Source organism: Streptomyces pratensis (assembly GCF_037137275.1).
Classification (GTDB): Bacteria; Actinomycetota; Actinomycetes; order Streptomycetales; family Streptomycetaceae; genus Streptomyces; species Streptomyces pratensis_B.
In genome coordinates, this window is record NZ_JBBBEN010000064.1 from 17030 (window position 1) to 31292 (window position 14263).

Below are 14263 nucleotides of genomic sequence, written 5' to 3' on the forward strand. Positions count from 1 at the left end.
GCCGGCCGGGACAGCGTGGCCGGCCGGCCGGAGGAGCACGGTCCCGACACCCGGTCCGGGGGGCCCGGCGCGGCCGGCCGTCCCGGCGAGCTCCGTCGGCGGGGCCGCCCTCGCCCGGGGGGCGGGGCCTCGGCCGGGAGGCGGCCGGGCCGCCGGGCCGGAGCCGTCGCGCTCCTGCTGGCGGGCGGGATGCTGCTCACCGCCTGCGGCGGCGGGACGGGCGGCGCCGCCGCCGACCGTGAGTCCACGGCGCGTGAGGCGCGGGGGCCCTCCGGTGGCTCGAACGCCGTGCCGGACGCGGCGGCGAGGGAAGAGGGCCGGGCGGCCGAGGAGGGTGGGGACGAGGCCGGGCAGAACGGACCCGCGCCCGACTACCTCTCCACCTTCGCCCTGGACGTGGACACCGCCGCCTACGGCTACGCGCGCCGCACGCTGGGCGACGGCCGGCTGCCCGACCCCGGGAGCGTACGTCCCGAGGAGTTCGTCAACAGCTTCCGCCAGGGATACGAACGGCCGAAGGGCAACGGTTTCTCGGTGACGGTCGACGGGGCGCGCGTCGGCGGCACGGGCGGCGGTGGCGGCAGCGGCGCCTCGGACTGGTCGCTGCTGCGCGTGGGGCTGGCCACCAAAACAGCCTCGCCGACCGGCGAACGGCCGCCCGCCGCCCTCACGTTCGTCGTCGACGTCTCCGGTTCCATGAACGAGCCGGGCCGCCTGGACCTGGCCAAGGAGTCCCTGAGGACCGTTGCCGGGCAGCTGCGCGACGACGACTCCCTCGCCCTGGTCACCTTCAGCGACGAGGCCGAGACCCGGCTGCCGATGACCCGGCTGAAGGGCAACCGGAACCGTATCCGGGACGTGGTGGACGAGCTGGAGCCGGCGCAGTCCACCAACGTGGAGGCGGGCGTCACCCGCGGCTACGAGGAGTCGGTCAAGGGCTACCGCAAGGGCGTCAACAACCGGGTGGTGCTGCTCTCCGACGCACTCGCCAACACCGGCGACACCGATGCGGACGGCATCCTGGAACGCGTCGACTCCGCCCGCCGGGAACACGGCATCACGCTCTTCGGCGTCGGCGTCGGCAGCGACTACGGCGACGCGTTCATGGAGCGGCTCACCAACAAGGGCGACGGTCACACCACCTACGTCGGTGACGAGGAGCAGGCCCGCAAGGTCTTCGTCGACCAACTGCCCGCCCATGTCGAGCTGCGGGCGCGCGACGCCAAGGCGCAGGTGGCGTTCGACCGCAAGACCGTCCAGCGGTTCCGGCTGATCGGCTACGAGAACCGCAAGGTCGCCGACGAGGACTTCCGTGACGACACCGTCGACGGCGGTGAGATCGGCCCCGGCCACACGGTGACCGCCCTGTACGCCGTGCGGCTGCGCGAAGGCGCGTCCGGCCCCGTGGCCAGGGCGACCGTGCGCTGGCTCGACCCCCGGACCCGCGAGGCGCACGAGGAGACCGGCTCCGTGCGGACGGAGGCGCTCGACGGCGGCCTGTGGAGCGGCGAGGCGACCCGGCTCCAGGTCGCCGCCGTGGCCGCCTACTTCGCCGACCACCTGCGCAACGGTGATCTGCCGGGCGCGCCCGGCCTCGGGGAGCTGGCCTCGCGCGCCGCGGAACTGGCGGACGCGACCGAGGACAGCTCGGTGCGGAAGCTGGCCACGGCCATCGGTCAGGCGGACCGGCTCAGGGGCCGCGCCGGGTCGGACGACCGGCCGGCCCCGTCCGAGGGCGAGATCGGCTGAGCCGGGGAGAGGGGGATGCGGCGGGATGCGGCGGGATGCGGCCACGGCCCGGCCGCCGGCGCCCCCTCTCCCCCGACTCCACGCCCGCCCGGCGGAGGCCGGGCGGGCGGCCCCTGCCCGACCACTGACGTTCGTACGATCATGGGGGAAAGGGGGCTGTGCGCGGGGCCGTTCCGGGCCATGATGTCCGCCATGACTTCCCTGCTCCTGGCGCTCTCCGTGATCGTCAACGGCCTCTACGCGGGCTTCCTTCTGACGTTCCTGATCGCGATCATGCCCGGCCTGGCCGGGCTGACGGACGAGCAGTTCACCGCGGCGATGCGCCGCTTCAACGAGAAGGTCCCCGGGCCCCTCTTCCTCCTCCTGTTCCTGGGTGTCGTCGCCCTTCCCGCCGCCGCGTTCCTCACCGCTCTCGGGGAGCACGACGCCGTGGCGGGGGCCGCCATGGCGGCTGCACTCGTCTGCGGGGTCATCGGCCACGCGATCACCATCGTGGGGAACATTCCGCTCAACAACGCGCTCGCCGCCTCGGAAGGCGGCGACGACAGCGCGGCGCGCGCGGCCTTCGAGCCCCGCTGGAACACCCTCCACCGGGTCCGGACCGCCTTCGCGATCACCGCGTGCGGGCTGCTGGCCCTGGCGGCACTGTAGGGGCGGGCCGGGGCGGCGGTCCCCCGCGTCCCGGCGCCGGCGTCGGCTCGTCCACCTCCAGCGCCCCGCACAGCCGGGTCCGCGTCCGCGCGTGACCGAGGGCTTCGGCCACCTGCCCGGAGCCCTCGTCGCTCGTCGTGCCGGAGGCGTCCTCGCACCGTTCCTCGGCAGGCCGTCGGCATGGCGTGGCGACCCTGGGTCGTGTCGTCGCGCCGGGTGCTCGACCGGCCGGCCACCCGTCCGCCTCCGCTCGTTCCGCCCGATTCGGGCTGGTTCGATGGCATCGACACGTGTCAGACGTCAGGAACCCTGAGCCGGTCCCAGCTCGTCCTGCCGGGGATGCCGTCGGCGTCGTTGCCCGCGTAGCCCAGCTTGCGCTGCCAGGCGGCGTACGACCTGCGGTCCGCCTCGGACCAGGTGGGGCCGGGGCCCACCTGGTACCGGCCGCAGCCCTCTGCCACCAGACGCTTGCCCATCGCCGTGATGATCGCGCTGCGGCGGCCCACGGTGAAGAACGCGGCCCCGGGGAACGGTTCGTGGGCGGGCTTGGAGGGGCCGTCCGCGGCGCCGCCCAGTCGCTTGCCGATCCTGGAGCGCATCGCGTCCATGGTGAAACCGCGCGGGTCCACCTTCCCCGGCTGCCACTCCAGGTGCCCGATCACCGACCGCTGCGTCCAGCCGTGCGCGCGGCAGACCGCGGCGGCGGCCCGCTCGATCGCCAGCAGTTGGGCGGCCGGCCAGGGGTCCTTGCCGTCGCCGAGGTTGACGCACTCGAAGCCGTAGAAGTGCCGGTTGCCGTCGGTGTTCGCCTCGTTGTCGGGAGGCAGCGCCTTCTCCGCGATGACGGCGCGCAGGACGTCGTCGTCGCCGAGACCGGCGTGGTTGGCCCGCCCGTTGCCCACGAGGTGGACGGTCCCGTCCTTGGCGATCACGCCGTGGCAGAGCGGGCCGGGCAGGGCGGAATGGCCGTTGTAGCAGAGATCGACGGAGGGGCCGGTGCCCGACGTGACGGTGTGGTGGATCATCACCCCGTGGGTCGGGCCCCAGAGGCCCTTGTGGTTCCGGTTGTTGGTACGCCAGCTCCGGTGCTCGACGACGTGGAGACCTTCGTCGCGGAGGGCTTTGAGCATCTTGTCGGCGGACAGGGGCGTCGCCATCGTGGCGCTCCTTTCCCAGCTGGTGCGTGCGTGCACGCGGGTGCTCGGGTGTACGGATGACGGACCGACGGGCGGACGGCGACAAGACGTCACACGTGCCCGGCGGGGGAGAGGTGATCGGGGAGAGCGCCCTGCGGCGGGATTCCGCCTTCGGGCCTACCTGGTCGATTTGCCCGCTCCCACGCCTTGTCGAACGTCCCGCCCGCCGGAAGGTGTCGCTATTTCCGAACTTCCGATCGGGTGGGCCCGAACTCCTGACCGAGGTTTGGGAGACGAGAGCCTGGAATTGCCCGGCGGCCGCCCCTGGGCGGCCTCGCTGAGCCGCGCGCCCTGCTCCCGCCGCGCCCCCGCCGCGCGCCGACGACGCGCCCGTCGGCCCCGGGGCCGGGCTGGACCTGTCGGGGGTCTGCCGAGGAGTGAGGGCGGCGCACTTCTCACCGCTCGCACGGGGTGAGGCGCGGCCGGTCGGGACGAAGCACTGGTGGGCGTGCGCCCCACCGGGCGGCGCGCGCCCTGCCCGCACGGCTGACGCGAAGATGCTGGTGCCCCCGGCAGGACTCGAACCTGCGGCCAAGCGCTTAGAAGGCGCCTGCTCTATCCACTGAGCTACGGGGGCCGGGAGTCCTGATCGGTGGTTCCGTGGCCATGCCGGGTCAAGGATAGGGCTCCGATCCCCTGGACCCGGTTGCTTCACCTGCGTGGCACGATGTGGAGGTTCAGTGAAGCGAACCGATAATCGCAGGTAGGTGCGATTCCCGCATCGCTTTTCGCGCTCCACGCGCCGGGTGTTGTGCACTCGTTATGCCTGCGCCCCACTCGTCCTTTCTGTCGGAATCTGTCCGACCTCTGTCAAGAGGGTGGAACCGCCGCGCAGAGGGGGCTATACGCTTCAAAAAGGCTCTAAAATTGGGCATTCTTCGCATGTGGTGACCATGGACGTACGGCCTCAGCTCATCGACGCACTTTCCGCCCTGCGCGACCGTGTCGCCGCCGTGCGTCTCCCACTCCCGCTGCCGGGGGCCGAACGCGCCCGGCAGACCCGGGCCGAACTCCTCGCCCAGCTCGACGACTATCTGCTGCCCCGCCTCAAGGACCCCGAAGCGCCGCTGCTCGCCGTGATCGGAGGTTCGACCGGGGCCGGGAAGTCCACGCTCGTCAACTCGCTGGTGGGATGCCGGGTCAGCGAGGCCGGGGTGCTGCGGCCCACCACGCGGACGCCGGTGCTCGTGTGCCACCCGGACGACCACCACTGGTTCGCCGGAGTGCGCGTCCTGCCGCAGCTCACCCGGGTCTGGCTGCCGCCGGGCCGGTCCGCCGACCCGGACGGGCTGGAGGACCTCGCGGTGGGCGGCGAGGACGGGGAGGCCGCGCTGCGGGTGGAGACCGCCCTCACCCTCCCCCGGGGGCTCGCCCTCCTGGACGCCCCCGACATCGACTCGCTCGTCGTCCGCAACCGGGTCCTGGCCGCCGAACTCATCTGCGCCGCCGACATCTGGGTCATGGTCACCACCGCCTCGCGCTACGCCGACGCGATCCCCTGGCACCTGTTGCGCACGGCGAAGGAGTACGACGCGGCCCTCGTCACCGTGCTCGACCGGGTGCCCCACCAGGTGATCACCGAGGTCTCCCGGCAGTACGCGGCGCTGCTCACCCGGGCCGGACTCGGAGGCCTGCCCCGGTTCACCATCCCCGAACTCCCCGAATCCGCGGGCGGCGGCAGCGGACTGCTCCCCACCACCGCCGTCGCCCCGCTGCGTGCATGGCTCGCCCACCGGGCCCAGGACCCGGCGGCCCGGCAGCAGGCCGCCGGACGCACCGCGTCCGGCGTCATCCAGTCGCTGAACGTGCGGATGCCCGAGCTGGCCGGGGCCGTCGCCGCCCAGTACGCCGCGTCCGTACGGCTGACCGGGGTGGTCGAGGACGCCTACGGCAAGGAGTCCGCCCGGATTCGCCGCCGCCTCCAGAGCGGGGCGGTGCTGTCCGGGGACGCGCGGACCCGGTGGCGCGGCTATCCGCTCTACTGCTCCCCCGACGAGCTCCTCGAAGCGCTCGTGGACAGCCTGGTGGCACTGCTCCAGTGCTCCGTGTCCGCGGCCGACGAACAGATCCGCACGCGGTGGGGGCGGGAACCGGCCGCCGGACTCTTCCGGTTCGAGAACGCCGGACGGGAGGCGGGGGGCTGGGGGCCCGCCGAGGACGTCGACGGCCGGATCGCCGTCGCCGTACGCCGGTGGCGGCGGGTCCTGGAGGAGTTGGCCGAGGAGGAGGTGCGCCAGCTCGAACGCCATGTGGCGCCCGACCCCGAGACCGTCGCCGCCCTGCTCGCGGCCGCTCTCCTCGGCGGGCGGCGCGCCCGCACGGCGGGGGAGCAGCTCGCCGAGAGCATCGGCGCGCAGGGCGCGCTGCGCCTCCGCGACAAGGGCGGAGAGCTCCTGACGGCCTATCTCGACCAGGTCCTCGACGGCGAGCGCGACCGCCGCCTCGCCCCCCTCGACACGCTCGACATCGCCCCCGAGCCCCAGGCCGAACTGATCGCCGCGCTTTCCGTACTGCAGAAGGAGAGGTGGCAGCGATGACTGCCGTCACGGACGAGGACCAGGACAACGGCACGGCACGCTGGAGCCGCCGCAAGGGCGCCCGCGGGGACCGGCCGGAGCCCGCGGCCGAGGACGGCCGGGAGGAGGCGGGCGGGGGAGGGAGCGCCGGGGTACGGGACGAGAAGGGCGACGGCCCGCGCACCGAGGAGAGGGACGGAAGCTGGGACGACGGGCTCATCGCCCGCCGCGCCGCGGCCGTCGAGGCCCCGTCCGCGGGCGCCGCCGAAGCCGGCGATCCCGGCAACCTGCCCGCGTCCGGCGCACCGGACGAGGACGACCTGCGGCCGCAGGTCGAGGCGTACGTCCCCTCCGGCGGCCCACTGCCCGCCCGCCTCGACGCGCTGCGCGAACTGGTCGGGCTCTCCCGGGCCCGGCTCGACCGGGACACCCTCGCGGAGGCGGGGCGGGTGCTGGACGAGGCCGCCGCCCGGCAGCGGCTGTCCTCCCGGCACACCGTCGTCGCCATCGCCGGGGCCACCGGCAGCGGCAAGTCGACCCTCTTCAACGCGCTGGCCGGGGCCCCGATCTCCGACACCGGGCTGCGCCGCCCCACCACCGCCCAGCCCATCGCGTGCAGCTGGACCGACGGGGCCGCCGGGCTGTTGGACCGCCTTGCCATCCCCGGGCGGCTGCGGCGCAGGCCCCACCCCGGGCCCGCCGCGTTCGACGAGGGCTTCCACGGACTCGTCCTGGTCGACCTGCCCGACCACGACTCGGCGGCGACCGAGCACCGCGACCAGGTGGACCGGGTGCTGGCCCTGGTCGACGCGGTGATCTGGGTCGTCGACCCGGAGAAGTACGCCGACGCGGTCCTGCACGAACGCTATCTGCGCCCTCTGGCCGGCTATGCGGAGGTCACCTTCGTCGTCCTCAACCAGACCGACCGGCTGACCGGCGAGGCCGCCGACCTCGTCCTCGACGATCTGCGCCGCCTCCTTGACGAGGACGGCATCGCGCTCGGCGAGCACGGCGAACCCGGCGCCACCGTCACGTCGCTGTCCGCCCTCACCGGCGACGGAGTGCCAGAACTGCGGGAGATGATCGGCAGGTTCGTCCAGGAGCGCACGGCCGCCGCGCGCCGCCTCTCCGCCGACATCGACGCGGCCGCCGCGCGCCTGCGCCCCGTGTACGTGGCCCAGGGGCGGCCCGGACTCGGCGAACGGGCTCGCGAGGAGTTCACCGACCGGCTCGCAGAGGCCGTCGGAGCCGCCGCCGCCGGGCAGGCCGCAGAGCGGGAGTGGCGCCGGAACGCGGGGCGGGCCTGCGGGACGCCGTGGCTGCGGCTGTGGCGCTGGTACGAGTCGCGCGGCCTGCCGGGCAGCCTGGACAGGATGGGCCAGGCGCTGGCCCCGCCCGAGGAGGAAGTGACCGCCCGGCAGCGCGTCGAGCAGGCGGTCAGGACCGTCGCGGACGACGCCGCACACGGGCTGCCCGGCCCCTGGGCACAGGCGGTGCGCGAGGCCGCGTTCCACGGGGCGGAGGGACTGCCCGAGGCTCTCGACGAACTGGCGGCGAAGGCCGGCGCCCCGGGCGCGGCGGGCCGGAGCGCCGCGGGGGGCGGCACGCCGGGCGGCCGGACGAAGCCGCCCCGGCCGAAGTGGTGGCCGGCCGCGGTGCTGGTGCAGGCCTCGATGACGCTGCTCCAGATCTTCGGCGGGCTGTGGCTGGTCGGACAGATCATCGGCGTCCTGGAACCGGGTCTCGTCGTCCCCGCGCTCATCATGCTGGCCGGTGTCGTCGGCGGGCCGCTGGTGGAGTGGTCCTGCGCGGCGGCGATCAGAGGGCCGGCCCGGCGGTACGGGCAGGACGCCGAGCGGCGGCTGCGCGAGGCGGCGGCCGGATGCGGCAGGGCCAGGGTCCTGGACCCGGTCGCGGCCGAGCTGGTGCGCTACCGGGAAGTGCGCGAGCGGTACGCGACGGTGACGGAGTTGTCCACAACCGGCGGGTAGTCCACAGGCCTCGACGCGATTCCCCTCCCGCGTCCACTCTGGAGTCCGGGAAACCGCAGCCGTGCGCCGCACCNCGCACGACGGCGCGGGACGACAAGGAAATCGGGGGCAGGGAAATGAACGAGACCTTGGTGACGCTGGTGGGAAACGCCGCCACGGCCGTGGAGTACCGGGAGACGGCCACGGGCCCCCTGGCGCGATTCCGGTTCGCCGTGACGCCCCGGCGCTGGGACCGGGGGAAGCAGCTCTGGGCCGACGGGCACACCAGCTTCTACACGGTCTGGGCGTGGCGGACGCTCGCCGCCCACCTGGCCGGTTCCGTCTCGGTCGGTGAACCCCTCCTGGTGCACGGGAGGTTGAAGGTGCGCGAGGAGGAACAAGGGGACCAGTGGCGGACGTTCGTCGATATCGAGGCGGTCTCCGTCGGCCACGACCTGAGCCGCGGAACGGCCGCCTTCCGGCGTGCGGCCAGGGCCGAGCCCGTGGTGGCGGCGCGTTCGAGGACCTCCGCCGGCACCGAAGAGGAGCCGCCGCCGACCCCTCGGGAACAAGCCGCAGAAAAGGCGGCGGTGTCCTGAAAGCGCTGGTGGGAGGCGGTGTCACGCGATAACGATTCCGATTCGGAATGGTTGTCCCAGGGCGGTACGGGGGACTGTCCTTCGCCCGTTCCCTAGGATTCCCAGTGCTCATAGGTCACTTGGGTCTGCTGGCGAGGCATTCCCCACACGCGCACCACGCGCGAGGGTCTCGCCCGGAGGGGAATTCTGTGTTTTCTGCGTCTTCAGCGTCCGCTGCGCCGTCCGGCACGAGAGGGGTGCGGTCCACCCCGGGCAGGACGGCGGGGCCCGCGGGGGGCGGGGGAGACGGGAAACGCGGGCGAAGGCGCCGCGGCCGGGGGGTCCTCCGGCCGGTCGCCGCTGCGCTGCTCTCCGGCCTCGTCGCGGCAGCCGCCCTCACCGCCGCCGGCCCGGCGGCGGCCGACGACCCAGACCGGTACCAGGGCGGCGCCTCCGCGGTGCTCGACGGCCTGAAGACCTTCGACAGCGCGGTGCTCCGTGTCCCCGGTGAGAACGGCGCGCCCGACCGGACCCAGGAGCTGCCCGCCGGACTGTTCGAGATGACCGTGGACGGCGGCGGCACGCTCAAGACGTACTGCGTCGACGTCCACAATCCCACTCAGCACCAGGCCGGATACCTGGAGACCCCCTGGGCCGAGACATCGCTGGGAGGCAACGAGGACGCGGGCAAGATCCGCTGGATTCTCCAGCACTCCTACCCCCGGGTCGACGACCTCGCCGCCCTCGCCGAGGCCGCCGGCACGGGTCCGCTCACCGAGCGGACCGCCGCCGCCGGCACCCAGGTCGCCATCTGGCGCTACTCGGACGACGCGGACGTCACCGCGTCGGACAAGCAGGCGGAGAAGCTCGCCGACTGGCTGTACCGGCGTGCGCGGGACACGGCCGAGCCCCGCGCCTCCCTGACCCTGGAACCGGCCGCGGTCTCCGGACCGTCCGGACAGCGGCTGGGGCCCGTGACCGTCCGCACCGACGCGGACCAGGTCTCGGTGTCGCCCCCGGTGGACGCGGCGGCCAGCGGCGTCACGGTCACGGACGAGAAGGGCGAACCGGTCACGGCCGCGGTCGACGGCGACCGGCTGTACTTCGACCTGCCCGAAGCCATCGCCGACGGCTCCGCCTCGCTGAGCGTGCAGGCCGGCGCCTCGATCCCGGTCGGCCGGGCCTTCGCCGGCGTCAGCAGGACCCAGACGCAGATCCTGGCGGGCTCCAGCCAGTCCACCGTCTCCGCGCGAGCCACCGCCACCTGGGCCGAGACCGGCGCGGCCCCCGCGCTGACCGCACGGAAGAACTGCTCAGCGGGCGGGGTCGACGTCACGACCGTCAACCGGGGCGACGAGCCGTTCACCTTCGAGCTGGCCGGAGCGGAGCACACCGTCGCCGCCGGGGCCACCCGCACCGTGACGGTCCCCGTCGCGGAGGACCAGGCGTACGACTTCACCGTCACCGGGCCCGACGGATTCCGCAAGCGCTTCACGGGCATGCTGGACTGCGCCACCACCGGCAGCGTCATCCAGGGCGGCGCGGACGAGGGCGAGGCCGTCGGCAACGACATCACCGCGCAGAGCACCCAGCGGTCCGCCCCGGCCACGACCGGCTCCAGCAGCTCGGGCCCGGTGGGAGACCTCGCCGCGACCGGAGGCTCCAGCACCACCTCGATGATCGCCGCCCTCGCGATCGGGCTGCTCGTCGTGGGCGGCGGAGCGGTCTTCCTCCTCCGCCGGAGGGAGCCGGGCGCCGAGGGCGAGTGAGCCCCGGGCCGGCCCCGGCTGCCGGCCCGTCCCCTCCGGACAAGGAGCCGGCCACCCGTCCGCGGCGTCCGGCCCGTGCCGGTGGCTCCCGCCCCGCCCGCCGGCCCCGGTTACGTCCGCGCGTACCGGGGCCGACGAGCTGGCGGAGGGGAGAAGCCGGGAGAGAGCGGGCGTAAGGGCGCCGGTGGGCGGACGGGTTTCCGTCCGGGGATGGACGTCAGGCAAGATGGGGTGTTTCTGGCGGCCTGATAGCGCAATTCGACCCCTGACCTGCGAGGGAATCGCCGGGTAGGGGCCGAATCGGGGCCGTGGGCCGTCTGTGGGCCGTCAGGCCGCCGTCGCGAGGTCATCCAGCGGGTGAACCCGCCGGAACACGGACGACATAGCGGCTCGGGCCTTCTCGTCGCTGCTGGGCAGGAGATGAGTGTAGATCCGGAGCGTGAACCCGGGGTCCGAGTGCCCCAGGTAGGTGCTCAGCGCCTTGATGCTCCCTCCGGCTTCTAGGACCACCGACGCGTAGAAGTGCCGCAGCGCGTGCATTCCGTCGTCTGGAGCGGCTGCGTAGCGCTGTCCCGGTTCTCTGGGCGGGATGACGTTGGCGTGCGCCAGGGCAGGCTTCCACACGTAGTCATCGAAGTAGCTTCGCCAGATGGCCTTGCCGACAGAGCTGGTGAAAACCAGCTTCCGTGTCACCAGGGGGCCGTTCGGGGTCTTCCACGGCAGCGTGACAGCGACGGGCGGAAACAAGTCCATGTGCTCCTGCAAGCCAGCTCCCACCGCATTGCTGAGAGGCGCGTCCCGGAGCTTGCCGCGCTTGGGAGGGGCGAAGACGAGAGTGCCGCCTACGCGCTTGATCTGCTGACGGACGTGCACCCAACCCGTCTTGAAGTCCAGGTTGTCTTCGGCAAGGCCCAGCACTTCCCCCTGCCTCAGACCGCAGCCTCCGCCGGCGTCCACGGTGGCCGCATACCGGTCGGGCACCCCCGAACGAACTGCCAGGACGCGATCCTCGGTCCACGGCACGATCAACCGCTGTTCCGGGGTCGGGGGCTTAACCGACTGGGCGTGGCAAGGGTTCGACCTGATCACTCCATCGTCCACCGCAGCGTTGAACAGCGCGGACACCGTGTCGTAGATCGCGCGACGGTAAGTGCCATTGGGCACGGCCACCTGGAGAGTGTTCAGCCAAGTGCGCATGTGCTCCGGCTTGAACGACCCCATGGGACGCGTACCCAGGTAGGGGACTGCATGCAGCCGGATTCGCCTGCCCACGACTTCCTGACTGCCCAGGTCCGTTGTCAATCCGCCCAGCCACTTCTCGCCGTAGTCCCGGAAGACGATCTGCCCCGCCTTGGGGTCGATGTACTGTCCCGCGTCCATGTCCGCTTCGATGCGCGTCAGCCACTTCTCAGCGAGACCCTTCTTTCGGTCGGGGAAACTCTTGGACTGTTCCGTGCCGTCGGGTCCGACGTAGCGGGCGCGGTAGCGGAGTCCGGAGCCGTAACGGTCGCTCTTGACCCGGCGGGGCTCTCCGTCCGGTCCGGGTTCGGTCTTGTACCAGCGGTCTTGGATGTGGCCGGCCAATGGATGCTCCTGTGGGCATGCGGCAGGGCCACGACCTGGCGATGGTCGTGACCCTGCGGGTTGGTGGGTGTCAGGCGGCGGTGTCGGTGTTCTTCTCGACCCACGCGCGCACGGCGGCGGGGTCCCATCGGAGGTGCTTGCCCACACGGAAGCCGGGTGGGCCGGTGCCCGTCTTCCGCCAGGTGTAGAGCGTCTCTTTGCTCTTGAGCTTGAACATCTTGATGAGGTCTTCGGGGGTGAGGTAGCGGTCAGGGAGCCCGGCCCGCAGGGTCGTCTGCGGGTCGAGCTGGGGGGCGTGCTTCGGTGCCACGGGGGACTCCTCGGGGCTGCGGTGGCCGGGTTTCCGTGACAGAACTGACAGAACCTCGCCGCTAGCCCACTGACCTGCGGATACTCCGGTTTCCAGCGTCGTGACAAAACCTCGAAAAACTCTGACAGAACCTCCGGGCCGGGGGTTCTGTCAGGGCACCCCCGGGACCGCCACGGCCCGTGGGGGCGGTGTCGGAAACCCGGGGCGGGGAGGTTCTGTCAGAGTTTTCGGAGGTTTTGTCAGAGCCGTGATCATGGCTCTTTGTGCAGGTCAGCGGGCTGGTGCGGGGGTTGTGTCAGTTCTGTCAGCGGAATGGGGGTTCTGTCAGCCGGTGGTGAGTGGCGGGGTGATGTGGGGGTGGGTGTCGAAGCGTGGCGACGGCGGCCGACCACCGCGCCCGGTGCGCGGGGGCACGGGCTGCTGGCGGACCCATCCGTGTTCTTCCAGCAGGGTGAGCGCGGGGTCGAGGTCGGTCATGGCGGGGAAGTCACCGCGCGACAGGCCCCGGAACAGCTCGCGCTTGGTGAAGCCGGAGAGGCGCTGTTCCTTGAGGTGGGTGAGGAGCTGGTGGGCGGCTTCCTGGGCGGGGTCGGCACCCATGGCGTCGAAGACTTCCAGGGCGTGGGCGGTGAAGTAGTCCCCGATCTCCACCGCGTTGGCCATGGTGGCGGCCTCGATGGGGACCATCCATCCGTTGTCGGGGTGGGCGGCGAGGTGGAGGAGTCCGGCGATGCGGGCGACTGCCCCGTCGCGCTTGGATGCCCACTTGATGATCGGGTGGAGGCTGCGGCCCTTCCCGATCCGGGACTCGGTCACCTTCTGGTAGGCCAGCAGCACCGTATCGGCGTCGGGGGTGAGGGTGAGTACGGCCGGGTCGGTCCAGTCCGCCAGCGCCAGCGTCAGCCCGCCCAACTGCTTCGCGTACGTGGCTGCGGTCTCCTCCGGCAGCAGGTCGGGGGTGAGGTTGCGGGAGCCGACCAGGGAGAGGGGCTTGGCGTACAGGAACCGGGCCAGCAGCCCCCGCCCGTCAGCGCCCTTCACCCTGCCGAGCGCGTCCAGGACTTCGGGCTGGATGGCGAGGCCCATGGTGATGGCGGGGGCTTCGACGTGCTGCGCGTCCCGCCCCTGCCGGTTCACCCTCACCATGTCCCCGGCGTGGCCTTTGAGGAAGATCCCCATGTTGGGGGTGCCGGAGTACCGTCCGGCGATGATGTCGAAGATCTCGCCCTCGGCGGACATGACGCTCATCCGCCCGTCCTGGTCGGCGACCAGGGTGGCGAGGCTTTCGGGGGTGACGTCGTCCGCGACCAGTTGAGGTTTCGCCGGGACGGTCATCTCGTCGGCCTGCTGGGCGAGGTGGACGGCTTCGGCGGTGAGCTGGTCCCGCAGCCCGGGTTCGGCAGCGGCGGCTTTCTGCGCGGCCTTGTCGGCGGCGGAGCGGGCCAGGCGGGCGGTGGTCTCGGCTTCGGCCCGGCGCGGCCCGGACAGCTCCACCAACGCCTTCTCGGCAGCGAGGAGCGGGCCGGTCATGAGAGCGAACACGGCCGACTTCCGGTTGCCGGGGGGCAGGGCGACGGCGGTGTAGAGGTTCACCGGCTCCCGCCAGTGCCCCCGCACGTGAACCGTGGCCCGCCCGCCGGCCGCCGTGGCGAGCACCGCCAGGGCCAGGCACCCGGCCAGGTCCACTGGGGTCTGCGTCTCCTCGGCGACTCCGGCGACCATGCCGCTCAGCCACTCGGGCAGGGCGTGGACGGGGAAGGTGGGGAGTTCGCGGCGGGGGTTGAGGGGGACGGGTTCGTCCCAGACGGGGCCGGTGATGGTCTCGGGGTCCAGGGAGTCGTTGAAGCCCTCCCACAGGTCGGCGCTCATGCGGCCTCGCTCCCTTCGGTGTTGAGCAGCGGGCAGGACTCGGGATGGGCGGTGTGGGCCTCGATCAGGGC

General features: G+C 72.8%; 10 protein-coding genes and 1 tRNA gene. 6 read left to right on the forward strand and 5 right to left on the reverse strand.

From position 1 onward, the window contains the following. The first annotated feature begins 189 nt into the window (after window positions 1-189). Both V9U70_RS05960 and V9U70_RS05965 read left to right on the forward strand, forming a co-directional pair. Window positions 190-1749 carry a vWA domain-containing protein gene (locus V9U70_RS05960; RefSeq protein WP_336673413.1) on the forward strand — a complete coding sequence of 520 codons (1560 nt, stop codon included), beginning with the start codon at window positions 190-192 and terminating at the stop codon, window positions 1747-1749. 180 nt (window positions 1750-1929) lie between these two features. Then, on the forward strand, window positions 1930-2400 hold the full coding sequence (locus V9U70_RS05965) for a DUF1772 domain-containing protein (protein WP_336673414.1): 471 nt from the start codon (window positions 1930-1932) through the stop codon (window positions 2398-2400). Between the two features lie 293 nt (window positions 2401-2693). Here V9U70_RS05965 and V9U70_RS05970 read toward each other — a convergent pair whose 3' ends face one another. Next, window positions 2694-3557, reverse strand: a complete 864-nt coding sequence (locus V9U70_RS05970) for a peptidoglycan-binding protein (RefSeq protein WP_336673403.1) — start codon at window positions 3555-3557, stop codon at window positions 2694-2696. Window positions 3558-4097: 540 nt separating this feature from the next. Further along, window positions 4098-4173 (reverse strand) — tRNA-Arg (locus V9U70_RS05975). A gap of 316 nt (window positions 4174-4489) precedes the next feature. On the opposite strand from V9U70_RS05975, the gene V9U70_RS05980 reads away from it, so the two are divergent. The 4 genes from V9U70_RS05980 (at window position 4490) to V9U70_RS05995 (ending at window position 10429) form a co-directional block, all read left to right on the forward strand. Then, window positions 4490-6133 (forward strand): ATP-binding protein, encoded by a 1644-nt coding sequence (locus V9U70_RS05980; RefSeq protein WP_336673404.1) that lies wholly within the window; start codon window positions 4490-4492, stop codon window positions 6131-6133. Then, entirely contained in the window at window positions 6130-8103 is a 1974-nt protein-coding gene (locus V9U70_RS05985) for a GTPase (RefSeq protein ID WP_336673405.1), read from the forward strand. Before V9U70_RS05980 ends, V9U70_RS05985 begins: the two co-directional genes overlap by 4 nt. 116 nt (window positions 8104-8219) lie before the next feature. After that, window positions 8220-8681, forward strand: coding sequence for a single-stranded DNA-binding protein (locus V9U70_RS05990; protein WP_336673406.1), 462 nt, complete (start codon window positions 8220-8222; stop codon window positions 8679-8681). A gap of 188 nt (window positions 8682-8869) precedes the next feature. Further along, window positions 8870-10429, forward strand: a complete 1560-nt coding sequence (locus V9U70_RS05995; RefSeq protein ID WP_336673407.1) for a Cys-Gln thioester bond-forming surface protein — start codon at window positions 8870-8872, stop codon at window positions 10427-10429. A 327-nt stretch (window positions 10430-10756) separates the two neighbouring features. Here V9U70_RS05995 and V9U70_RS06000 read toward each other — a convergent pair whose 3' ends face one another. From V9U70_RS06000 to V9U70_RS06010, 3 genes are all read right to left on the reverse strand, one after another. Further along, window positions 10757-12013 (reverse strand): tyrosine-type recombinase/integrase, encoded by a 1257-nt coding sequence (locus V9U70_RS06000; RefSeq protein ID WP_336673408.1) that lies wholly within the window; start codon window positions 12011-12013, stop codon window positions 10757-10759. A gap of 70 nt (window positions 12014-12083) precedes the next feature. After that, complete coding sequence (locus tag V9U70_RS06005; RefSeq protein ID WP_336673409.1) at window positions 12084-12323, reverse strand: helix-turn-helix transcriptional regulator; 240 nt, start codon at window positions 12321-12323, stop codon at window positions 12084-12086. A gap of 324 nt (window positions 12324-12647) precedes the next feature. Then, complete coding sequence (locus tag V9U70_RS06010) at window positions 12648-14192, reverse strand: YfjI family protein (protein ID WP_336673410.1); 1545 nt, start codon at window positions 14190-14192, stop codon at window positions 12648-12650. Window positions 14193-14263: the final 71 nt, after the last annotated feature.